The sequence below is a fragment of the Gardnerella sp. c11Ua_71 genome, assembly GCF_055818025.1.
Genome location: NZ_JARFVR010000006.1, coordinates 81,140 through 104,070, shown reverse-complemented (window position 1 = coordinate 104,070; position 22,931 = coordinate 81,140). Strand labels below are relative to the sequence as shown.

Annotated in this window: 17 protein-coding genes and 3 tRNA genes; 2 read left to right on the top strand and 18 right to left on the bottom strand. The window is 42.8% G+C overall.

What is annotated here, in order from left to right; genetic code table 11:
* Positions 1-56: 56 nt before the first annotated feature.
* The 10 genes from nagA to P0106_RS06195 all read right to left on the bottom strand — a co-directional run bounded on the left by nagA (position 57) and on the right by P0106_RS06195 (position 12,048).
* The gene (gene nagA / locus P0106_RS06240) at positions 57-1,316 is read right to left on the bottom strand and encodes an N-acetylglucosamine-6-phosphate deacetylase (protein ID WP_473730572.1); all 1,260 of its coding nucleotides are present in this window, start codon (positions 1,314-1,316) and stop codon (positions 57-59) included.
* Between the two features lie 75 nt (positions 1,317-1,391).
* Entirely contained in the window at positions 1,392-2,204 is an 813-nt protein-coding gene (nagB, locus tag P0106_RS06235; protein ID WP_174143106.1) for a glucosamine-6-phosphate deaminase, read from the bottom strand.
* Between the two features lie 184 nt (positions 2,205-2,388).
* On the bottom strand, positions 2,389-3,348 hold the full coding sequence (locus tag P0106_RS06230; RefSeq protein WP_004113922.1) for a dihydrodipicolinate synthase family protein: 960 nt from the start codon (positions 3,346-3,348) through the stop codon (positions 2,389-2,391).
* Positions 3,349-3,535: 187 nt separating this feature from the next.
* Entirely contained in the window at positions 3,536-4,396 is an 861-nt protein-coding gene (locus tag P0106_RS06225) for an ABC transporter ATP-binding protein (RefSeq protein ID WP_473730571.1), read from the bottom strand.
* Complete coding sequence (locus P0106_RS06220) at positions 4,393-6,417, bottom strand: dipeptide/oligopeptide/nickel ABC transporter permease/ATP-binding protein (protein WP_473730570.1); 2,025 nt, start codon at positions 6,415-6,417, stop codon at positions 4,393-4,395. The genes P0106_RS06225 and P0106_RS06220 overlap by 4 nt, the downstream gene beginning before the upstream one ends.
* A 1-nt stretch (position 6,418) precedes the next feature.
* Complete coding sequence (locus tag P0106_RS06215) at positions 6,419-7,324, bottom strand: ABC transporter permease (protein WP_004113928.1); 906 nt, start codon at positions 7,322-7,324, stop codon at positions 6,419-6,421.
* A gap of 198 nt (positions 7,325-7,522) precedes the next feature.
* Entirely contained in the window at positions 7,523-9,088 is a 1,566-nt protein-coding gene (locus P0106_RS06210; protein WP_004123961.1) for an ABC transporter substrate-binding protein, read from the bottom strand.
* A gap of 289 nt (positions 9,089-9,377) precedes the next feature.
* On the bottom strand, positions 9,378-10,046 hold the full coding sequence (locus P0106_RS06205; RefSeq protein WP_473730569.1) for an N-acetylmannosamine-6-phosphate 2-epimerase: 669 nt from the start codon (positions 10,044-10,046) through the stop codon (positions 9,378-9,380).
* A gap of 24 nt (positions 10,047-10,070) precedes the next feature.
* Complete coding sequence (locus P0106_RS06200) at positions 10,071-11,072, bottom strand: ROK family protein (protein WP_473730568.1); 1,002 nt, start codon at positions 11,070-11,072, stop codon at positions 10,071-10,073.
* Positions 11,073-11,115: 43 nt separating this feature from the next.
* The gene (locus P0106_RS06195) at positions 11,116-12,048 is read right to left on the bottom strand and encodes a DUF4862 family protein (protein ID WP_473730567.1); all 933 of its coding nucleotides are present in this window, start codon (positions 12,046-12,048) and stop codon (positions 11,116-11,118) included.
* A 582-nt stretch (positions 12,049-12,630) separates the two neighbouring features.
* On the opposite strand from P0106_RS06195, the gene P0106_RS06190 reads away from it, so the two are divergent.
* Positions 12,631-13,821 carry a lipase family protein gene (locus tag P0106_RS06190; protein WP_182835791.1) on the top strand — a complete coding sequence of 397 codons (1,191 nt, stop codon included), beginning with the start codon at positions 12,631-12,633 and terminating at the stop codon, positions 13,819-13,821.
* Between the two features lie 740 nt (positions 13,822-14,561).
* Positions 14,562-15,452 carry a Fic family protein gene (locus tag P0106_RS06185; protein WP_473730566.1) on the top strand — a complete coding sequence of 297 codons (891 nt, stop codon included), beginning with the start codon at positions 14,562-14,564 and terminating at the stop codon, positions 15,450-15,452.
* 394 nt (positions 15,453-15,846) lie between these two features.
* Here P0106_RS06185 and P0106_RS06180 read toward each other — a convergent pair whose 3' ends face one another.
* From P0106_RS06180 to P0106_RS06145, 8 genes are all read right to left on the bottom strand, one after another.
* Positions 15,847-16,158, bottom strand: coding sequence for a peptidase A8 (locus P0106_RS06180; protein ID WP_473730565.1), 312 nt, complete (start codon positions 16,156-16,158; stop codon positions 15,847-15,849).
* Positions 16,159-16,338: 180 nt separating this feature from the next.
* Positions 16,339-16,412: transfer RNA gene (locus P0106_RS06175), tRNA-Gly, on the bottom strand.
* Between the two features lie 74 nt (positions 16,413-16,486).
* Positions 16,487-17,560, bottom strand: a complete 1,074-nt coding sequence (locus P0106_RS06170; RefSeq protein WP_473730564.1) for a M48 family metalloprotease — start codon at positions 17,558-17,560, stop codon at positions 16,487-16,489.
* Between the two features lie 190 nt (positions 17,561-17,750).
* Positions 17,751-19,250 carry an FAD-dependent oxidoreductase gene (locus tag P0106_RS06165; protein WP_473730563.1) on the bottom strand — a complete coding sequence of 500 codons (1,500 nt, stop codon included), beginning with the start codon at positions 19,248-19,250 and terminating at the stop codon, positions 17,751-17,753.
* A 260-nt stretch (positions 19,251-19,510) separates the two neighbouring features.
* Positions 19,511-21,862: a heavy metal translocating P-type ATPase gene (locus P0106_RS06160; protein ID WP_473730562.1), complete on the bottom strand. Its 2,352-nt coding sequence runs from the start codon at positions 21,860-21,862 to the stop codon at positions 19,511-19,513.
* 274 nt (positions 21,863-22,136) lie between these two features.
* Positions 22,137-22,209: transfer RNA gene (locus P0106_RS06155), tRNA-Ala, on the bottom strand.
* A 32-nt stretch (positions 22,210-22,241) separates the two neighbouring features.
* A tRNA-Ile gene (locus tag P0106_RS06150) sits at positions 22,242-22,315 on the bottom strand.
* Positions 22,316-22,412: 97 nt separating this feature from the next.
* The gene (locus P0106_RS06145) at positions 22,413-22,892 is read right to left on the bottom strand and encodes a Dps family protein (protein WP_473730561.1); all 480 of its coding nucleotides are present in this window, start codon (positions 22,890-22,892) and stop codon (positions 22,413-22,415) included.
* Between the last annotated feature and the right edge of the window lie 39 nt (positions 22,893-22,931).

Sequence of the window (22,931 nt, the reverse complement as noted above, 5' to 3'; positions counted from 1 at the left end):
AATGGTGATGCCTGAGTACTAAAGCATCACGATTAATCGCAACGATACGCTTTACGTTACGAAATTTTATGACCGTCGCACCAAACGTGCTCAACTGCCAAAGTTCCTGGATTTAGCAAAAGCAAATCGGCTGCGTACCCCTTTTCAACTAAGCCCAAAGGAGCGCTAGTTATAGCATTCGGCTTATCTACTCCAAGTGCGCGGGCAGGAATAAGAGTTGCAGCCGCAATAGCTGCCGACAAACCAATGCCAAGTTCCTTAACAGCGCGCTCAACTGCCACTTCCAAGATCAGGGTAGATCCTGCAATAGCTCCATTAGAAACAAGCCTTGCGTGACCGTCTGTAACAGTAACGTCTAGAGCGCCAAGCTTGTAATTCCCATCCGCACAACCTGTTGCAGCCATAGCATCCGTTACAAACGCAATGCGATTAGGAGCAGCATCAAAAGCCATTCGCAAAACTGGGTTTTCAACGTGGAAACCATCGTTAATAAGCTCAATAGTTACGCGTGAATCCTCCAAAGCAGCAGGAATTGGACCTGGCTTACGGTGATGAATGCCGTTCATAGCGTTAAACATGTGAGTCATAAGCGTAGAACCAGCGTTAAAAGCTGCGCGAGCTGTTCGATAATCCGCATCGCAATGCCCCACTGCCGGAATCACGCCAGCTTCTACAAAACGCTTAACCGCTTCCATACCGTGTTCTCGCTCTGGAGCCAAAGTAATCTGACGCAAAGTTCCATCTGCCGCCTCAAGCAACGCTTCAACGCGCTCGGGAGTAGGGTCCACTAGGCAATTAGGGTCGTGAGCGCCTTTTCGAGACAACGCCAAGAACGGACCCTCTAAATGCGACCCAAGCACATCTGGGCGCGTTTGCATAACACGCTTAACAGTACGCAAATTCTGCTGCATTACGTCAAGAGGGTTTGTAATCAAGCTAAGAACTTGTCTAGTTGTTCCGTGAAGCATGTGATACGCGCGCGCTATAGCAATACCTTCGGCACCATCGTCAAACGAATGCTCCCAGGCTCCATGAGCGTGCAGATCAATATACCCTGGCGTAGCAAAACAGCCACACCCATCCACAACACTTAAATCAGATGCGCTTAAGCCACGAGTGCTAATAGCTAAAGCAAGGTCTTCGTCTAAAATGCCAGTCTCTAGAATTACGCCGTCACTAACCAAAATCCACGACTTGGGTACAATTCCTCTAGCATCCACAACACTTACGTTGCGCACTACAAAATTGCGCTCTTCGTTTGATTTTAGTGAATCATCAATCTTCTTTACGGCATCTAAATACACATCTTTTGACATTTCATTCACCTATGCTTGTGCTTATTTGATATCTTATTATCTTAAATTTATTATCTTAAATTTTAGACTTGTGTATCAGATCCCCTGCCAAGATGGCTTATTTGCATACACCCAGCGATAGTAGTCAGCAAGCTTAAGTTTGCTTGCAGCAGCCTCATCTATAATCACTGTTGCATGAGGATGCATTTGAAGTGCGGAAGCTGGGCATAGCGAGCTTACTCCACCTTCTACTGTTGCAGCTACCGCATCTGCCTTATTTTCACCAAACGCAAGAAGCACGAGATGGCGAGCGCGCAAAATCGTTCCAATTCCTTGTGTTATGCAGTGAGTTGGAACTTGGTTAATATCACCGTCAAAGAATCTGCGGTTGTCTACGCGAGTCTGCTCGGTTAGTGTTTTAACGCGCGTACCAGATGCAAGAGAAGATCCTGGCTCGTTGAATCCAACGTGACCGTCGGAGCCAATTCCCAGAATCTGCACGTCAATTCCACCAGCGGCAGCAATAGCAGCGTCGTAGCCTGCTCCAGCGTGCGCAATCTTATCACCTTCGCTTAATGGTGCTCCATTAAGAACATCTCCTGGAACGTGCACTAAATCTGGGTTTAGGCCGATTAAATCGGTTACGGTTCTGCGGATTGTGCTGTGGTAAGATTGTTCGTGCTCTAATGGCAATCCAATGTATTCGTCAAGCGCAAATCCACGTACGCGACTTACGTCAACATTCTTGTCTTTTACAAGCTTTGCAAGATGCTCGTAGGCTTTTAATGGGCTTGATCCTGTTGCCAACCCTAGTACTGCATCTGGCTTGCGACTAATCAAATCTACAACAGATTCGGCGTATAGCTCGCCTGCCTCATCCTGATCTTTTACAATAATAACTTCAGCCATCTTTAGCTTCTCCTTTAAAGCTTTGGTGATTTTTGATTCTGCAAATACTCCAAGCAAATATTAGCATTGCGGCATACGTTTAAGCGTACGCCGCAATACCATTTATTTACTATGCACCATGAATAAACGATTTTGTTTAAATTATTTGCTTAAATTATTTGTTTAAATTATTTGATAAAAATACTCACTTAGTAGAATCGCTTACTTCTTCTGGGGTCTTTGCCAAAGTCAAGCCAACTTCCTTAAGAACGCGAGCCACGGCTTCAACGTTTTCTCCCTTAAGTGGGCAAACTGGATCTGGCATCTGATTTGTGTCAAACACGCCAAGCAACGCCATTGCGGTCTTAAATGCTCCAACTCCTGCGCCGAAGCCTGCCACTCCGCTAGGAACAGTAACGATTCGCATCAAAGCAGCAAGCCAATCCTGCTCCTTCTTAACTGTTGCCCAATCGCCAGCCTGAGCAGCCTTCCACATGCGCACGTAGCCAGTTGCCTCAACGTTTGCAAGTCCTGGAACAGAACCGTCTGCGCCAGCCATGTATGCGCCGTCAACAACAACCTCTTGACCCGTAAGCAAAGTCAATGGGTGACCAGCCTTATTGTTGTCATCTACAAGGAACCTGAACGACACGTCATCGTTGGAAGAATCCTTAACGCCTGCAAGTACGCCATCTTTACCAAGCTTTACAAGCAAAGCGCCTGGTAGCTTTGTGTGTACGCAAACTGGAATATCGTAAGCGAACAGTGGCAAATCTGGAACGGCTTCGTGAATAAGACGGAAGTGGCGCTCGACTTCTGCCATGCCGCCGAGTGCGTAGAATGGCGCTGTTGCAACGATTGCAGCCGCTCCAAGCTCCTTGGCTTCTTTTGCGTGCTCAATAACGCGGTTTGTTTCCGTATCGATGCATCCAACCAACACTGGCACGCGGCCGTCAACAATACGCATTACGGTTTCAATGATTTCGCGACGGCGCTTATCTGTGCTAAACGCAACTTCGCCAGAAGATCCAAGCGTAAACAGGCCGTCTACGCCAGCTTCGATCATTCGGTTAAGTGAACGCTCAAAGCTAACAACGTCTACTTCGCCGTCTGCCGTTAATGGCGTAACTACTGGTGGAATAACGCCGTGGAATTTTTCTGCCATGATTAAACTTCTTTCGTATTTTTTATTATTTATGACTTATTGATTTATGACTTATGACTTTAGATTTTGGAATTAATGGGCGGCCTGCATGGATTTACTGCAAGGTCTTAACAGACCGCCCGCGCATTTAAGCTAGCGACCAACAACTAACGACTAGCGCTTGCTCGCACTGTTCACACTACTTGCGCTACTTGCACTCTTCTTCCGTTGGATGCAAAAGCGAAGGCGCCGCGCCCATCAAAATCTTTGTGTACTCATCTTGCGGATTGTTAATCACCTGGTGAGTTTCGCCGCGCTCAACAATCGTTCCATGATTCATAACAACAACCTCGTCGGATATGTATCTAATTGTTTGAATATCGTGGCTAATAAACACCATGGAAAGATTCAGCTTCTTCTTTAAGTCGGAAAGAAGATTCAAAATCTGAGCACGCACAGAAACATCCAAAGCGGAAGTTGGCTCATCTGCGATTATTGCATCTGGGTTAAGCGAAAGCGCACGAGCGATTGCCACGCGCTGACGCTGGCCGCCAGAAAGCTGACCTGGCAAAGCGCCAAGAACAGAGTGAGGCAAACCAACCATTCGTATTAGCTCCCTGGCTCTAGCATCGCGCTCGGCTTTGCTTCCAATCTTGTGCACAACAAGCGGATCAATCAACTGGTCAATCACACTCATGCGCGCATTCAAAGCCATTGCTGGATCCTGGAACACAACGGAAACCACGCGTCCAATATCCATGCGTTCTTTTGCAGTTCTATGCGTAACGTCTTGACCTTTGAACAAAACCTTACCGCTTGTAACTTGCTGAAGACCGCACATAATGTTTGCAGTAGTAGACTTTCCGCAACCAGATTCGCCGACAATACCAATCGTCTTGCCTGGCATAAGCTTAAGATTTACCTTGTTTACGGCTGTAATCTTGTTCTTGTGGAATAAGCCAGATCCTGCTCGAGTAGTGAACACCACTTCGGCGTCGCGCAACTCGATGATTGGAACATCGCCATTTTCGCTTTGATTTTTGTTTGCGTCATTAACATTCATGTTCATCGCACATCTCCTTTATCGGAGTTGGTCAAAATTGCGGAAGGTGCATCCGTTTCAGGCTCTGGAGGCGCAGCGTAGAAGTGCCATGTTCCTGGAATACGCTTCATTATTGGGCGCACATCAAGTCCTTGATCTGGATGAGAAGAACGCGGTGCGAATCGATCTCCCTTAGGGAAGTCGGATGGGCTTGGAACAGTTCCTGGAACCTGATGCAATCTTGGAGCGCCAGCCTCAATGGAGGTTACGGAGCCAAGCAAGCCGCGCGTGTACTCGTGATGCGGATCTGTGAGGATTTCCTTGGTGGAGCCTTGCTCAACAACCTGACCTGCGTACATTACGGTAATCGAGTGCGCAACCTTTGCAACGAGAGCCAAATCGTGGCTTACAAACACCATTGCGAATCCAAGCTTTTCGCGCAATTCGTTAAGAAGGTCAATCACTTGCTTTTGAACAGTAACGTCCAAAGCGGTTGTTGGCTCATCTGCGATTATCAACTTTGGATCTCGCGTAAGTGCCATTGCGATCAACACACGCTGACGCTGGCCGCCAGAAAGCTCGTGTGGGTAGGATTCAAGCGTGCGCTTTGGATCCAAGCCTACAAGCTCCAGCAACTCTTCGGCGCTACGAGTACCACCTCTAGAAGTCAGCTGCTTCATTTGCGCTTTAATCAGCATTGATGGGTTTAAGGAAGACAACGCGTCTTGGTAAACCATTGCGATTTCGTGTCCGCGCAAAGCATTGTGCTCCTTTGGGCTAAGCTTTACAAGATCCTTGCCATTAAAGAGGATTTGTCCACTAATCTTAGCTTTTGGATCAAGCAAGCCCATAATCGCAAGCGAAGTGATTGACTTACCGCAACCAGATTCACCAACCAAGCCCATTGTTTCGCCTGGACGAACAGAGAAGCTCAAGTGGTCTACAACATTTACACTGCCGTAGCGTGGGAACTGAATGCACAAGTCTTTAACTTCAATAACTGGAGGCTCAGTAGACGTTGGCTGCAAGCGATCCGTGCGCTTTAGCTCGGCTTCGCGAAGCTTTGCCAAGGACTCAACCAAAGCGTCGTGCTGCTCCTTGTAAGCTGCCACTGGGTCGGTGAGAATCCTGTCTTCCTTGCGAGCAGCATCCGCATCTGCAGCACTCTTAGCCACTGGAGCGGTTGGAGCTGCAACCATTGCATCCGTAATGCCCTCAGAAAGAATGTTGAGGCACAAAACGGTAATCATGATTGCTAAGCCTGGGAACAATGCCTGCCACCAGTATCCGAAGATAACGCCTGCTTTAGCAGAAGACAAAATGTTGCCCCATGTTGGCGTTGGCTCTGGAATACCAGCGTTGATGAAGCTAAGAGAAGCTTCAAACACGATTGCGTCTGCAACAGAAAGCGTTGTGAACACCATAACTGGAGCTGCAATATTACGCGTTACGTGCTTGAGTAAAATCCAAGGTGCGCGAGCGCCAGAAACGATTACTGCACGAACGTAGTCTTTTCCATATTCGCTTATAATGTTTGCGCGCACAATTCTTGCGATTTGTGGAACGTAAAGCACGCCGATGGAAATGATGATACCAATCATGGATTGTCCAAGAATTGCAAGGCACACAGCCGCTAATGCGATTCCTGGGATAGACATTACTATATCAATCAATCGCATTATAAGCTCAGATATCCAAGTGCGGCTTACAGCTGCGATCGCGCCGATTATTGCGCCCATCACTAATGCAAAGAGCACAGACGACAAGCCGATTACCAACGAGTAGCGAGCGCCGTACATAACGCGCGAGAACACGTCTCTACCAAGGTTATCGGTACCAAACCAGTACGCTCCTGTTGGCGGCTGATAGTTTTGCGTAATCTTTACTGGGTCGCATGGAGCCAGGAATCGTGCGAATACTGCGCAGAATGCCAGTATTGCAATCACAATAAGCGATATTTTAGAACCTAAGCTCATGCTTTTAAATCTGTTAAATTTGATGCCTGGCTTAGATGCGGCATCTACTACCTGATTCTTTCCGAATAGCATGTCACACCGTCCTAATTCTTGGGTTGATTAACACGTAAAGCAAATCAACAATAATGTTTATGAAGATGAATGCAATTGCAACAACCAAAACAACACCTTGAACAAGCATTGGTTGGTTGCCATTAATGCCGTCGAACATTGCGGTACCCATTCCTGGTAGTGCAAAAATCACCTCAATAACGATTGCGCCACCCATAAGGTAACCAATCTTCATACCAAGAGTTGTGATTGGTGTAATCAAAGCGTTGCGGAACACGTTTCTAGCAACCACTACGCTCTTTGGAATACCTGCGCCGATTGCGGTTCGCACATAATCCTTATCCAATTCTTCTACCATCGAGGTTCGTATGATTCGCGTAAGCTGACCTGCTACTGGAAGACCTAATGCAAAGCAAGGCATTGCCATTCTAGCGATGTAAGCTTCTGGATCTTCAAAGAACGGCACAAAATCGCCAGATCCTGGGAGCCATGCAAGCTTGATTTGCAAGACGTAAATCAAAAGAACGCCGAGCCAGAAGGATGGGGTTGCGATTGCAATAATCGAAAGCACGCGGACTGTTTGGTCAACCCAAGTGTCGCGGTAAAGAGCTGCAAAAACGCCGAAGATTACTGCAAAGATTATTGCTATCAACAAACCAATGAAGGTTAGCTGCAAGGTGATTGGGAAGGCATCTGCCACTCTCTGAGCTACAGAATCCTTGTTTACACCGTAAACACCCATGTTTCCTTGGAATAGTCCAACTATGTAAGAACCAAACTGCTCCCACCACGGACGATCGTAACCCATTTCATGGCGGAATGCGGCAAGTGCTGCTGGCGATGAGTTTTCACCTAATGCTGCAACTGCTGGATCATATTTTGAAAATGACATAAGGAAGAATACGAGGAACGTAACACCGAATGCCATGAATGGCAGTGCGATTAATCGCCTACCTAAAAGTCTAAGAAAATTACTCATAAGACATCCACACATCCATTGAAGAAATTTGTTATTAAGGCATAACAAAACCGGCCCATCTGCACAAAGGCGAGAAAGGTAAACAGCCGGGCCGGTTTTGCGGTTAGAGGTTAGGGAAAATGAAGTTTGTTATTTTTTAGCTTGCACCTACTTTGTTAGCTTTGCTTTTACAAGGTTGATGCCAGTGGATCCGATTGCATTCCACTCAGCCAACGCGCCCTTCTTTACTGCAGTCGTAGTCTTACGATGGAAGAGTGGGTACAGAGGAACTTCGTCGCTGATCAAATCGAAGCACTGGTTCCAGTACTTCTGACGATCTGCTGGCTTGGCGGCTTCAAGAGCTGCATCCATGAGCTTGTGAAGCTTTGCGTATCCTTCGGAGTTCTTCCAGAATGTGCGCTGACGGGTCCAAGCATTGTCGCCATACCACCAGCTCATCAACAAGTCTGGGTCGTTGCCGAATACAGATGGGTCGCCTGGAGCGAGGACCATGGAGTAGTTTGCATCGTCGCGGTCGGTAATCTGTGGGTAAAGTGCAGAAGACTTCATGGACTTGATTTCTACATCCATACCAATCTCAGCAAGATCGTTCTTGATCTGCGGAGCGAGCTGAGTAATCCAAGTGTGGTCTGTGGTGTAAAGAGTGAACTTTAGTGGACCGCTTACACCAGCTTCCTTAAGCAAGCTCTTTGCCTTAGCAATGTTCTTGGTGTAAACGTTCTTTGCCTTATGATAGTTTGCGTAATTCTTTGGCAAGAAGCTTGTTGCTGGCTCGCCCTGACCGCTCATTTGGTTGGTGATGAGCTTGTTCACATCAATCGCGTAGAGAGCTGCTTGGCGAACTCGCTTATCATCAAATGGCTTTTGCTTTGTGTTGAACATAACGAATGGAAGTGTGAAGCCCTGTGCGGTCTTAAGCTCGGAACCAGACGCCTTCAAAGTGTTGAATGCTTGTGCTGGAACCATTTCCATTACGTCTGTCTTTCCGCCTTGCATTGCGGTTACGCGAGCAGTATCGTCAACGGTTACGTTCCAAACCATCTTCTTGGTCTGTGCCTTGTACTTGCCGTTATAAAGATCGTTGCGCTCAAACTTTACTTGGTTATCTGTAATGGACACATACTTCCATGGACCAGAGCCGATTGGCATGTTCTTAAGATCTGCGTCAGACTTTGCTGTTGGAACAATCTGGATTAAAGCAAGACGCTGCTTGAACAGTGGGAATGCTTTCTTTAGCTTGAAGATTACATGACGATTGTCTTTTGCTTCAACTGAATCAATAAAGTCGAGCATAGATATATAGAGGCTGCCTTTTGCAGTTGTGCGCTTGAAGGAAGATACTACGTCTCCTGCTGTTACTTCAGTTCCATCAGAGAACTTTGCAGCATCGCGAATTGTTACCTCATATTCGGTGTCGGAAATCTTCTTTGGCTCACCTTTTGCAAGAGCGTTGAAGACTTTAAAATTGCTGTAATCAAGAGCATAGAGCGGCTCTGTCACATGCCAGTTTGCTGCCATTGGCAATGCGCCCGAAGTAGTGGATGGCGCAAAATCACGGCTTGCATATGCGACTTGAGCTGTGATTGTATCTTTAACAGCAGTCTTTGCTTTTGCTGCCTTGTGGGTTTTTGCTCCACCGCAGCCAGAAAGCATCATTAATGCGGCTACACCTGCAGCGATTACCGCGGTTAGCTTTGAGTTAATTCGTGCCATATTTTCTCCTCACCATTGAGTTGTTTTCTTCGCATTTCATCCTCGAATGCGAAAACGTTTTAAATTATAGCGCGTGCGTTATTTTCGCGTTACTTTAAACATAAGAGGTCTGATGTCTGATGTCAAGTTATAAGTGTGTCGAATTTGTGAAAATTTTGATTTAATTTTTAAAGTCATTAAATTAGCACAAAACCGCACAAAATCAACACACATATAATCAATACTTTTATTTAATTGTTTACTTTATCAAGTACGGTTGCTGGCGATAAATCCGCCTACAATGCACAGCCTACAACTTTGCCGCAAACCAGCGCGTAATCGACGTTGGGTGTGTAATTGCAGTTCCAACCACCGCAGCCCAAGCTCCCATTTGCATAACCTTATGCAACTGATCAGGAGTGTGGATACGACCTTCGCAAATAATCGGATAGTTTGGGAAAGCTTGCAAAATCTGGCCTAAAAGTTCAAAATCAGGACCATCAGTCTTTGGTCTTCCTGGAGAAGTACCAGCCAAAGTGGTAGATATAATATCTGTTCCGCAATCAGCCGCGTGCTTAGCATCGTCGAAGTTTCCGCAATCAGCCATAACAACTATGCCTTCGTCATGCAAAGCGCGAACGGTCTGCTCGTAAGTCAGACCATCTGGACGCGGTCTATCCGTAGCATCAATCGCAATAATATCTGCCCCAGCAGCAGCACAGCAGCGCGCGTGGCGCAAAGTTGGCGTAATATAAACTCCCTCATGACCGTCTTTCCAAATTCCAATTACAGGAACATCAACCTGCCCTTTAATCGCGGAAATATCAGACAATCCTTGGCATCTAATGCCAACAGCACCACCTTCTACGGCAGCCATTGCCATTTGTGCCATTGTTTCTGGGTGTCTTAGCGGCTCTCCAGGATAAGCTTGGCAGCTAACGACTAAGCCACCTTTAATTTTTTTAATTACAGGATTCATATAGATTCCTCCTTTTTAAAATGATTAAAAATGGTTCAAACTTAAATGAACAGCCCAAGCAGCGCCAATCAGAGGAGCAGATCCTCCAAGTTGACCCTTTAAAATTGGGGTGTTCTTAATCAATGTCAAAGCAGAATCTTCAAATCCACTTCGCATAGCATTCCACCAAATATCACCAGCTTCTACAACAGACCCAGAAAGCACAATCACATCTGGATCTATAAGATTAGCCATTCCAGCTACGCACTCACCCAAAGCCTTACCGCTTCTAGCAAGAATTTCTTTTGCATATTCCTCACCAGAATTTGCTCTTACGCAAACATCATAACCATTTTGGGCTTCTTGAGTACCAGCTGGAAGATTTCGATTGTAAAGAGTCGCAAGACCTGTTCCAGAAGCAACTGGCTCAATATGTCCAGCATTTGCTCCGCAAGAGCAGTCAAAACCTACTCCCAAGTCACTAACAACGTGACCCGCGTGCCCAGCAACTCCGTGCGCTCCTGTAAACAGCTTGCCGTTTATAATAATCGCACCACCAATTCCAGTGCCTATTCCAACAGAAAATACAATCGACTTTCCGCGACCCGCGCCGTAAATTGCTTCGCCTAAACCATGTCCACCAACATCGCCAATCATATAAACTGGCAAGTCAGTTACGCTCTTAAATGCGTCATAAATTCGCTGTCCTCGCCAACCTGGCAGAATGTCTGTAGCAGCTACAATTTCGCCAGTTTTGCTATTTGGCACTCCTGCAGCCGCTATTCCAATTCCGCTAATAGTTTTGCCATTTTTCTGCGCTTCTTCTATGATTTTCGACGCTTTTTTCACTAGGCGATTCTTTATATTTTCTCCACCTTTTGCAGCTTCTGTTGGCATTGAACCATGCTCTTGCACTGTTGGAGATACGTAATCTGCATTTTCTTGGCGAATATTAGAATCTGGCAAAGTCACCAATCCATAGGCGATTTTTGTTCCGCCTATGTCAAAAGCAAGATATGTAGGGCGAGAATCTTTTGTTTCATTCATAAGTAGTTTCCGTTTTCTTTCTTGCGTTTGCGACTTTGCCTATTTACTCGCCCTGCGCAGCGCTCACAGCGTCATGAATACGCGATAAGTACCCCAAGCGCTCTTCAACGCTCGCGTCTTGCGGAACGCACACTTTTGCACCCAAATAGTCGATTGCATAATCGTCTTTTAGCGCCTCTAGAGTAGTTTCTTGAATTTCTTTAGACGTCATTAATGACGTTGGTTCATCTGGGTTCATTGGCAAATGACCATCAATCCACTCATATCCGTATTGCGTTGCTTCTGATCCAGCTCCCGAAAACATTAAACCTTGTAATACTCCTGCGCGTCTTGCTTCGCGCACATGTTCTATAGCAGCTTGAGCCTTTCGCTCTTCTACAACGCTTCTTCCCCAGTTGATTGTGATTCCAATCCCAGCATTTTTAGCAATTTGAATCTCTTCTTCTAGTGATAAGAATCCTTTTTCTGGATTCTGTCCTTCGATATATCTGTCGCAGTGTTCTATAACCAGTTTTGCTCCACACCAATCTAGTTGTGCTAGTTCTTCCAACGACTTTTTCATTGCGTCTGCTTGTGCTATTCGAGTTGGCGCTGTGTGTATTTCCACGTGCGATATATCACAACTGTCTCGTTTATCTGCAACATCAGCTATGGCTTCGCGAATATCCTTAAAGAATGCGAGCGCACGATGTCTGCCCTCTTCGCTTGGGCTTGCTAGTCCAAATTCTGGATCTGGGTCAAAGTTTATGTGCCTCATTGTCCCAGGTATTGCGGTTATGGTGTTAGCATGCCAATGCGCTGGTATTGCCGACGCTAGCCACGTGCGATTTTGTGAATCTGCCAAATCTCCTGGGTACGGGATCTCTGTTCCAGCAATCCAGCTTTGTTTACCCAGCAAATCGTAGTATTTTTCTTGATCTTCGCGAGTTTTTGGCAACGATGCGTATGCGCCTACAACAAATTTAGCTTTCAGCATGATATCCTCCTTGAAATCGTCGCTGATTTATCTTTTGACTTATCTTTAGACTTGTATTTCGACTCGTCTTTTGATTCGTCTTTTGATTCGTAGATTACACCAATCACACTACAATTCGTCAGACGTCTGATAAATCTTTGTACTTGCGACTAAATTGTTTTCAAACTAAAGCAGCTTAATGTCATAAAGTCATAATGTCATTAACGCAACAATTTTCACTTATTTTATGCTAATTAATGATGTATTTAATTGATTAATGCTGTAGCATGGTCATAGAAGCTACACCAATACAAGCGTAGATTTGTGCACATCAAGCGCGGATTTGAGCATATAAGAACACTTAGCAGCATCTAGGATTTTCTTAATCGAACTCATATCGTCAAAGTTGATTGCAGAGAGTTATTGAAGAAAATTAAGCATTACTGTAATTGTAATTAAGCGAAGGTGCAGTTTACATAACTTGCTATTTGTAGCTTTTAAGCGTAAAACGCGCTAACAAGATAGTAAAAAACAAAGGATTAATTCCCAAAACGAGTTAATTCGGGTTAATTCCCAAAATAAATGACAAAAGTAGGAGGAATCATGAAGAAAAGCTTCAAACTAATAGGCTTATCTGCAAGCCTGTGTCTTATGCTAAGCATGTTAAGTATCACTACACCAGCGATGGCATACACTCAAAACGAGCATCTTACAGAAGCGCACACTCCTCTTACAGAAAAAACGGCTAAAGCGATTTCAAATGGAGATATAAAGCTGGAGCTTCCCGGAGCTTTAGACATGGCTTTGTATCACAAAAAGCCTTTAGACCCAAATGCTGATTTAGATGGCGACGGCTTAACTAATAGACAAGAAATTTACACTTATACTAAAAACGGTAAAACTTATTATGGGTACAATTCTCACCCTATGATGAATGACACCGATGGCGATGGTATTCCAGATAATCAAGACAGCAATCCTCGCAGATGGGATATAAGCCCACGAGATATGACGCTATTTTCTGAACTTTCTTATCGCGATGATAGTTATATAAACAAGGTTCTTGATTACACTAAGCCACTTCATGACATTTATAAGAACCGCAATGAGTATCGTCTTATGCACAATGAGATAGCCCCGTTCTGGAAAGTCAAAGAAACCTACCACAATAGGGGTGGTTTTGACGCTGTCTTGTTTGAAAACGTAAGTCCATATCCGTTCTTAGAGCAAGGAACTGTTCAAGTTCTTGCAATTCGTGGAACTTCTCAATTCAATGATTATGACGATGATTTTGCAATAGCTGTAGGCCACAATCCAGATCAGGCTTACGATGTTGAACAGCTTATTGAACGCTATGGCAGAGAGAACACTGTAAATAATCTATATATTACTGGCCATTCTCTTGGAGGATATTTGGCACAACGAGCTTTGATTCGCGCAGACGGTAAAGGATATTCTTGGCTTAAGAAGATCTACACTTTCAACGCCCCTCAAATTTGGGGAAATATCTTCAACCGTTGGCTTCGCACTGCAGCAAACGCAGGGAATCGTCTGACTCGCGAAGGTTATGCTGTTCATTACAAAGTAGACAACGATAGAGTTATTCGTTCTGTCGGCAATTTTGCAGGAGCTATAAGTGTTGGCAATTCTGCAGAAGGGCATGGCTCTCGAAGCTACTTTGAACCACGAATGAACAATTTCCCAGGGTTTACCGTAGGAACTAGAGGAGATATATCTGGTACTGGGCGTTGGATGGAAGAGCTTAATAATTTCTACAATGTTCGCACGTTCTAATTTATTGCTAATTGTTAATTAGTGATTTGTAATTAGCAATAGGTAACTGGTTCGTGTAATTTACTAACAATAAACTAAGCGCTGACTTACAAAATGTGTATTAACGCATAAATAAGTCAGCGCTTTTTATATTGATTAATCCAACTATTCTGGGTTATTTCACAAAGATTTTATCTGGCACAAGAACATCCTAGTGGAGAAAGAAAATCATCCCACACCGAGAAGACTCAGGCGAGCTGAACTATTGTCTAGTATTCCAGCATCCAGATAAGACCAGACTAAAAACTTTCTTCAATATAAAACTTATGCAATATTCACTCAAACGCATCGCATTCCCACAGCGTGCTTATAAGAACTTATATACAAAAAACGTATTTTTTGTACATTCAATGTACAATTTTTTATACACCCAATGTACAAAAAATACGACTTACACATCTTTTGTCTAAATATCACACACTTCAGACTGAAATCAAGGGTCCGAAGCCCAAAAAGTGTGCAAAAAAAATCATGTCTAGCGTATTGCAATACAAGCGTTTTGCAGCAATCAAATCTGTGTTATTCTTTACTTGCAGGATCATTCTAAACAAAGATATCCCAATATTTAACGCAGACTCACGTTAATGGTTTTATCAATCGCTATTGTTCCGATAAATTAAATATGTTATTCCGATACTGTTTATGTTATTCCGATAAAACGTTAAAATATAATAAAACGCAACAATGATTAAGGGTATTTTATGTATATAACAGTAAAGCAAGCTGCTGAAAAATGGGGCATATCAGATAGAAGAGTAAGAATTCTATGCTCCGGAGGGAAAATTCCAGGAGCATATCGGGAAGGAAGATCCTGGAAAATACCGCATGACGCATCAAAGCCGACCGACGGAAGATATAAAATTAGTGAATCGCTAATTCCAATCATAAAAACTAAATTAGAAACTCTTAAAAAAAGAAGACCCCTAACTGAAGGAGAATTAGAAAGACTTAATGAAGAATTTCTAATAGAATATACATATAACTCAAATGCAATTGAGGGAAATACTTTAACACTGCGCGAAACAGACATGGTTCTTAGAGGGCTTACTGTTGATCAAAAATCATTAAAAGAGCACCTAGAAGTTATTGGACACAAAGAAGCCTTTGATTACGTAAAGCAGCTTGTTAGCGAAAATAAGCAGATAAATGAAAAAGTTATAAAAGACATACATTATTTAGTTTTAGCCAACAAGAGAGAAGATAGAGGCGTTTATAGAAGAGTTCCCGTTCGAATTATGGGAGCTGCACATAAGCCAGCACAACCATATTTAATCGCTTCAAAAATGGAAGAATTATTGAAAAAATACAAAAACAGCGATGAAGATATTGTTACTAAACTTGCTCGTTTTCATATAGAATTCGAAAGCATTCATCCTTTTATTGATGGAAATGGAAGAACAGGAAGACTGCTGGTCAATTTGGAGTTGATGAAAGCAGGGTACCCGCCAATAGATATAAAATTTACTGATCGCTTGAAATATTATGAAGCTTTTGATGAGTATCACGCAAAACACAACGTGTCTGCTATGGCAAACATGTTTGCAAGATATTTAAATCAAAGACTTGATTTGTATTTGTCTATTTTAGAGTAATGGTCATTTTTAATTAAAGCTACGCGCAATCGGCTTTACTGTTATTTTCTCAGATAGTTGACTGAATTATTGACAGTACTGTGGTCGAATCTCCGACTTGCCCACAGATTCTGTTTGACCTATAACTCAAATGCATTGCGTTGCAAGCGCGCGATTATAAAACTTGTATACACAAAAACGTATTTTTTGTATATCCGATGTACAATTTTTTATACATCCAATGTACAAAAAATACGATTTATACATCTTTTGTCTAAATATCACACACAAAATTCATACCAAAATCAACAAATCACAATCAAACCAAACACAACATATAACAAACATAGCCTTCTGAATCTTAATTAAACTCAGAAGGCTATTATTATTTGATAAACTGTTTAATCTAGTTATTTTACATAGCTATTTTTTTACTCTTAAAGATGGTTATAGCAGCAATACTTACAACAAGAACAGCAAGAACAATCAATGGCGCCGTGAAATAATTTGTGTAGAATTCACGCACATCAACATCTACGGAATTGATAGTCGCAGCATAAGAAATATACGACAATACGCCTAATACAACATCAATAATTGCATATGAGCACGCCTTTTTATACAATTCTTTAACTGACTTGCTGCTTTTAACCCAAAGCATTACAGACAAAACTAAACCTATTAACATTGATGCAACAGCAACAAGCGCAAACAACATATCTAACATAAAAAACCTCCTACCATTAAATCCGCTGCCATAGCGGATTCAATATAATTTTAATTTAACTAAGATTTTCGTGTCAATATTAAAAAAAAATTACAGAATTTCGCACATTATTTTCACATTTAGACTATTTTTAAGGTGCAATAACAGGCAAAGAACGTTGATATATCAGATCTCCCCACATGGAGCGGACAACGGGAATCGAACCCGCCTCTGAAGCTTGGGAAGCTTCCATTCTACCGATGAACTATGTCCGCATGTTCGGTTGCTGGCGACTAATACCTTCAAATGACTCGATTAATCAATCTAGACAACAAACCATATAAGGATATCATGCTCCGCTTACGGCTACAACTCCACCAGGAAATCTTCTTCCATATCGGATGTTGAATACAGATTCAGACTTATCAAATTCATCTGATCTTGCAGCAGCTTCATTTTCATGAGACATTTCAGCATACCCAGAATACTCAGCATTATCCTCTTGCGACTTAGCCATTAGTCTCAGGAAGTTAACTCGCTCTTTGATAGCTGACTGATTAGAAAACATCTTCAATAATTTTGACTTATCATCTTCAAATGGATTTACAATCATCAGCGAAGACATTGCCTGCAATCCAGCGACTCTACTCATCTCATGTATTTTTGCACCGTAAGAAATTTTATTTAGGGCAGAAGCCAAAGCTGCAGGATCTCCCGTAAGCATTCCAGCGCTTTTATCTGCGTCAAATTCGCGGCTTCTAGAAACCACAAGCTTAATTATTAATGATCCAACTGGCACAAAAATCACATTTAAAACTTGACCAATAATCCTTAACGCTGGGCAACGGCTTTTAGAAGATTTTGATCTAACAGCAAACTCACTATCAGAAGCATACTTCTTCTTGGAATACGTAAGAACATAGCCGGCATAAGTCATAATTGTCGCAATAGCTGAAGCAATCGTGGAATTCAAAATGTCATGATTATAAATATGAATTAGCTCATGACTTACAACACCACGCAACTCACGCTCATTCAGAATGTTTAAGAGTCCACGCGTACAACAAATAACAGCATGTCTTTCACTGCGACCAATTGCAAAAACATTAGGACTATCCATTGGAGCAACGTAAAGATGCGGCATCGGTCTTTCGATTCTCGCAGAAATCTCGCGAACAATACCATACAAGACTGGCTCTTCATCTTCACTGACTTCTATAGCATTCACCATGCGAATTGCGAGCTTGCCAGAAAGCCAATACGCGCACACACTGAGAATTATTCCTAAAACTACAAACCAAATCAGCATAGGCAAGCGCAATCCACAGGCAGCCCAAATTAAGGCAAGAATCAACCAGATTACTGAGAACAGTGCTGCTGTTTTCAGATAATTGCTGCATCGCATTCCTATATTGCTGAACATGTTTACGATTCTAATAATCGGAACTGTAATTTTGCTGAATGAAAACTGTATATTTATAATTAATATGTTTAAGATTGATGCTAGTTAATGTATTTACTAGTTAGTGTATTTAAGATTTATAATCTGTTAACAAGTGGTCGCTTACGTTTTGCAAATATGCAGACGTAAGCGACCACTAAAAATTAACAAACTATTGTTGATGATTTGCTATATCTATAAGCATTTGCTTAGATACAACCTTTTTGCGAGCGCGATTTTCTGCCACACCAGATTCGACTTCGAAGGCATCAACTCTTTTCCAACCATCAAAATCAACTACATCCACACCTCTGGAAGCGAGAAGCTCTTCGATAGATTTAGGCTCTCTATCTTCAGCAAATCTTCCTCTCAAAGAATTGGATTTAGAATTATCACCATCGAAATTATCACCATCGCCTGCAGCTAAATCTTCCAACATATTTGCAACTATTTGCAAAGCGTCTGACTTTGTAGAACCAATTAATCCAACAGGTCCTCGCTTAGCCCAGCCAGTTGCATACAAGCGTGGACGCACAACATCACCATCTGGATCAGTTACTATGCGACCATCTTTATTCGCAAGAAGAGTTTTGCTCTCATCGTAAGCAACGCCAGAAACCTTAGCAGGCTTATATCCAATCGCATGGTAAACCGCTTGAACAGGGTATTCTTCAAACTCTCCAGTACGAGTCATTTTTCCGTCCGCGCTTGTAACTGTGCGCTCTACTCGAATAGCACGCACTCGCCCATCTTCTCCTAGAATCTCAACTGGATCAGAATTGAAGTGAATAATATATCGTCGATTTGCAGGATTGCCTTCAAAATCAACGTTTCCACTATCTTCCATATCTTCGCTCAAATCGCGTATAGCAAAAAGCTCTTCTACCATTTGACGGGTCAATTTGTCTTTTCCAGCAACATCAATCGTTTCGTCATCCAAGTCAAAATCGTTTTCATTTACAACTATTTGCACGCCAGAAAGCTTTTCCATCTCACGCAATTCTTGCACAGAGAATTTAGCTTGAGCAACGCCTCGTCGAATAAACAAGTGCAATGTTTTAGCCTGGTTTTTAAGCAAACCATCGTAAACGTCGTCAGAAATATCTGTGTGCTCGCGAAGATAATCCGCATCTCGCAAAAGCTCGCGCGCAACATCCATAGCAACGTTTCCACCGCCAATAACCGCCACTTGGCTGGCATCAAGCGGCCAAGCGCGCTCACTGGTAGGATACCCGTCGTACCATTCCACAAATTTTGCAGCGCCATAAACGCCGCACAATGAGGAGCCTGGAATATTAAGCGGCTTATCTTCTACAGCGCCCGTAGCAAACAGAATTGCATCGTAGCGAGGCAACAAATCGTCTAATGTAATATCTTTGCCAAATTCAACATTCGCATACAAGTGAATATTTGGATTATCAAGCGTTTTAGCCAAAGCATCTGCAATGAATTTTATGCTCGGATGGTCTGGCGCAACTCCATATCGAACCAGCCCGAATGGAACTGGTAGTTTTTCAAATAAATCGATTCTAGCGCTCGTACCTAATCCCATTTCGTCACCCAATTTTTTAAGCTGACGAAGAAAAATATCTGACGAGTATATTCCGGCAGGCCCCGCACCAATAACTGCGATTCGCAATTCGTGCGAATCCGCATCATAATTCGTTTCCATAAATTTTCCCATGTTGTTATTCAAATTTTGTTATTCAATGTTGTTATTTAAAACATTACATTTTGCGTGTTTCGAGCATTCTTAAGCATTTTGAACTCTTTTTGTAAACTGTTTTATAAGTCGCTTCCTTAAATGCTCCACTACTTAGACTAGCGCCTTGGCTCATTCAAGAAAAGACCAAAGTGAATATTGTCACTTATATACATTTTTGCTTATGCGTGCTTGTAACTTGTGACTTATGCACATATGCACATTTACTCTTACGCGCGCTTTCCTTTCAACGCTGTAAGCGCCCATAAAATTGACACAACATCAATCATCTCTTGCATCATAGCTCCAAGAACTGCAGGAATCAGCCCAAAAGCCGCCGCAATCATGCTTATAACAGCTAAACCGATTCCCAACATAACAGCCTGAACCATAACACGCTTTGTGCGTTTGGCTACACTAACTGCGTTTGCTACAGCATAAATGTTGTTGTTCATAATCACAACTTGCGCGCACTCCGAAGCCGCTGTATCCGTTCCATCAGTCAAAGCCACTCCAATGTTTGCTGCAGCCAAAACTGGTGCATCGTTTACGCCATCTCCAACCATCATTGTTACGCGCTTATCTTTTTTCTTATCCATAAAGCTGCCAAAGATGCCAAAACTGCCAAATCTGCCGCAATCTTCTTCGCTTTTGTAATCACTATAGTGCTGTTTTATGCACTCAAGCTTGTCTTGTGGCAGCAAATTAGCATTTACTCGCTCAATACCAACGCTTTTTGCTATTGTTTGAGCAGCTTGCAGACCATCTCCAGTAAGCATGCTTATTGAACGAACACCAAGTTTTCTGAGTTTTTGAATCGTAGATTTTGCATTTTCTCTAGGCACGTCTTTTAGAACGATTCGCCCAACAAGTTTGCCATTAAAAGAAACATATGTCGCCATTTCGTCGGCAGAAAGCTCTTCAAAATTGCTTTCTATTTTTGATATATTTTCTACATTTGCACGTTTGGCTTTATCTTCGGTTGCTTGCAACTCATCCTCGGGATTGCCAGCTGACGCTTGCAAAACGTAGCTTTTTCGCCCAACTCTAACGTTTACGCCATCCACAACTCCGCGTATGCCCTGACCTGCTGTTTCTTTGACATTCTGCACAACAGGATATTCTCTCACGCTTGGAAGCTGCGGAACGGCAGATGGATGAGTGTTTTGCCAAAGATCCGATCCAGCTTTTGCAATTCCTCCTGCAAGAATGTGCTGTGAGTATGTTTCCAGAACACCAGAAAACATTAGTATCCTATTTTGCAACCCACTATTTTCTTGATTTTCCTGATTTTCGCTATTTTGATGATTCGCTAAATCCACTCTAACAACTTGAGGCTGTTTAACAGTAAGCGTTCCCGTTTTGTCAAAGAACACATCTGTTACTCGGCTTAGCTGCTCTAAAACATCTTGGCTTTTTACCACAATACCAAGTTTTGCAAGTCTTCCTGTTCCTGCCATAAACGCCACTGGAACAGCGATTAATAGTGGGCAAGGAGTAGCTAGCACCAAAACTTGCGCAAATCTTAAAGCCTGACCAGATGCAGCCCAAGCAACGCCTGCAATCACAAAAGAAATCACCGTAAAAGGAACGGAAAGCATATCCGCAAATCGAACTACAGCAGCCTTGGAACTTCTTGCAGATTCCACCAACTTCATGATTTTTTGATATTGCGAATTTTGCGATAACTTAGTTACGCGCATAATCAACACAACGCCGCCATTTACGCATCCAGACAACACTTGTGCGCCAGCAAACACTTCGCGCGGAAGAGACTCGCCATTTATTGCGCTTGTGTCTAGAACAGCGGAACCGCTTAAAAGCTCACCGTCTACAGGAACTGTTTCTCCTGGAAGAACAACTATTACATTGCCGATTTTTAAATCTTCAACTGGAACTGTTTTGTATCTTTGCAATTGGCTAGAAGACTTTACATCTTGCAATATTGGGCATTCTTTAGAGTTATTGTGACATTTTTTACACGATTCACAACTAGTAAAATCTTGAGGTTCTTGCGATGCCCCTATCGAAGATTCATTGCTTACTTTTCTAAAATGACTATGATCAAGCAGAGCACATTGCTCACAAGATTCACCATACACTATTCCAGGAAGTGTCATTAAATGCGCGGTTTGAGGAGACGCATTTACTAAAAGAGATAGATTTTTCTGCGCTGCATCTTGCGCAAAGTCTTCGATTGCTTCGCCTGTAAACACCATTACAACAATCAAATAACTTGCCCAAAATTCGCCTATACAAAGCGTTGCAAGCAATGCAACAAACGCAAGCAAGTCAATTCCAAGTGTGCCATGCGCCAAATCATCAATCATACTTAAAAGCGACTTAACACATGTGTATAAAACTAAACATGTTATTATACTTTGCCCGATTGTAAGGCTTATTTGCACATTAAAATCAACGTTTATTAACGAAAGTAAGAAAGTAAACGTCTTGCTTATAACTTTGCAAAAATCGAGTATAAAAGTCAGATTGCTAGAATAAAACGCCGCAATAAACGGGAACAAAACTAAAACTATTACTAATTGAGGAGCACGACGGCAATACGCTAAAAGTTTACGCATACACTTTCCTTACGCTGATCAGGCTAACTGCGCTAAACGCTGCTAACACACGATTTCACGCCTTGTTAACCCATTGAGCATCCACTTAAGCATGCGCAATACACGGCGTAAAGATATCTATATTCATTTATTGGTGTTCAGTTTAGCAAAACACCTTGATGAGAAGCATTCTCATATAACAAGATGCGCGCAAACACAAGGAACACGCACAAAACACAATACGTACCCCATGAACAAAAAAGGGCTTCTAGCGATTGGCTAGAAACCCTATTTGTGGAGCTAAGGAGACTCGAACTCCTGACCCTCTGCTTGCAAAGCAGATGCGCTACCAGCTGCGCCATAGCCCCATTGGAGAAAATGAACAAGATGTTCAATTCCGTGGGCCCGGGAGGACTTGAACCTCCGACCTCATCCTTATCAGGGATGCGCTCTAACCACCTGAGCTACGGGCCCAACTTGTATGTTGAAAACATACAAGTAGTTAGATTAGCACATGAAACAAAAATGTCAAATAGCAAATCTAAGCGTGTCGCAAAATTATTCTACAAAATTATTCTAAATGGCTACGCATAAACCACTGGAACTTTTCAAGCTGCTGAACATGGTCTTGAATAATGTTTGAGCTAACAATATCAAGATTATCAAGCTGCGCAATAGCGTTTCTATCGTCTGCAATCATATCGTTGTAATACTCAATTAATGCTTGCAAATACTCTTTGGTGGACTTTCTACCACTAAGAGCAAAACGCTTCCAAGTGCGCGAAGCTACAACATCGTCTGCGCGACCAAGTGGAGATCCACCAAGCGTTGCAATTCGCTCAGCTGTTTCATCGGCTTGAGCTAAAACTTCTGCAACCTGAGGATCAAGCATTTCATGAACCGCAATAAAGTCTGGACCCGTAACATTCCAATGTGCATGCTTTAAGACTAAAGCAGCTTCCTGCTCATGGCTTAAGCGATTCTGCAAAATATCGATTGCTTTCTCACTAGCCGATTCATCAAGACCTGGAACAATATGAGTTAAAGCCATATTAGTATCCTCCATTTTTTGTTTATTTTTGTTTAATTT

Coding starts and splice junctions, on each gene's coding strand:
- nagA (WP_473730572.1), bottom strand. CDS start 1,316: ATGTCAAAAGATGTGTATTTAGATGCCGTAAAGAAGATTGATGATTCA.
- nagB (WP_174143106.1), bottom strand. CDS start 2,204: ATGGCTGAAGTTATTATTGTAAAAGATCAGGATGAGGCAGGCGAGCTA.
- P0106_RS06230 (WP_004113922.1), bottom strand. CDS start 3,348: ATGGCAGAAAAATTCCACGGCGTTATTCCACCAGTAGTTACGCCATTA.
- P0106_RS06225 (WP_473730571.1), bottom strand. CDS start 4,396: ATGAACATGAATGTTAATGACGCAAACAAAAATCAAAGCGAAAATGGC.
- P0106_RS06220 (WP_473730570.1), bottom strand. CDS start 6,417: ATGCTATTCGGAAAGAATCAGGTAGTAGATGCCGCATCTAAGCCAGGC.
- P0106_RS06215 (WP_004113928.1), bottom strand. CDS start 7,324: ATGGCATTCGGTGTTACGTTCCTCGTATTCTTCCTTATGTCATTTTCA.
- P0106_RS06210 (WP_004123961.1), bottom strand. CDS start 9,088: ATGGCACGAATTAACTCAAAGCTAACCGCGGTAATCGCTGCAGGTGTA.
- P0106_RS06205 (WP_473730569.1), bottom strand. CDS start 10,046: ATGAATCCTGTAATTAAAAAAATTAAAGGTGGCTTAGTCGTTAGCTGC.
- P0106_RS06200 (WP_473730568.1), bottom strand. CDS start 11,072: ATGAATGAAACAAAAGATTCTCGCCCTACATATCTTGCTTTTGACATA.
- P0106_RS06195 (WP_473730567.1), bottom strand. CDS start 12,048: ATGCTGAAAGCTAAATTTGTTGTAGGCGCATACGCATCGTTGCCAAAA.
- P0106_RS06190 (WP_182835791.1), top strand. CDS start 12,631: ATGAAGAAAAGCTTCAAACTAATAGGCTTATCTGCAAGCCTGTGTCTT.
- P0106_RS06185 (WP_473730566.1), top strand. CDS start 14,562: ATGTATATAACAGTAAAGCAAGCTGCTGAAAAATGGGGCATATCAGAT.
- P0106_RS06180 (WP_473730565.1), bottom strand. CDS start 16,158: ATGTTAGATATGTTGTTTGCGCTTGTTGCTGTTGCATCAATGTTAATA.
- P0106_RS06170 (WP_473730564.1), bottom strand. CDS start 17,560: ATGTTCAGCAATATAGGAATGCGATGCAGCAATTATCTGAAAACAGCA.
- P0106_RS06165 (WP_473730563.1), bottom strand. CDS start 19,250: ATGGAAACGAATTATGATGCGGATTCGCACGAATTGCGAATCGCAGTT.
- P0106_RS06160 (WP_473730562.1), bottom strand. CDS start 21,862: ATGCGTAAACTTTTAGCGTATTGCCGTCGTGCTCCTCAATTAGTAATA.
- P0106_RS06145 (WP_473730561.1), bottom strand. CDS start 22,892: ATGGCTTTAACTCATATTGTTCCAGGTCTTGATGAATCGGCTAGTGAG.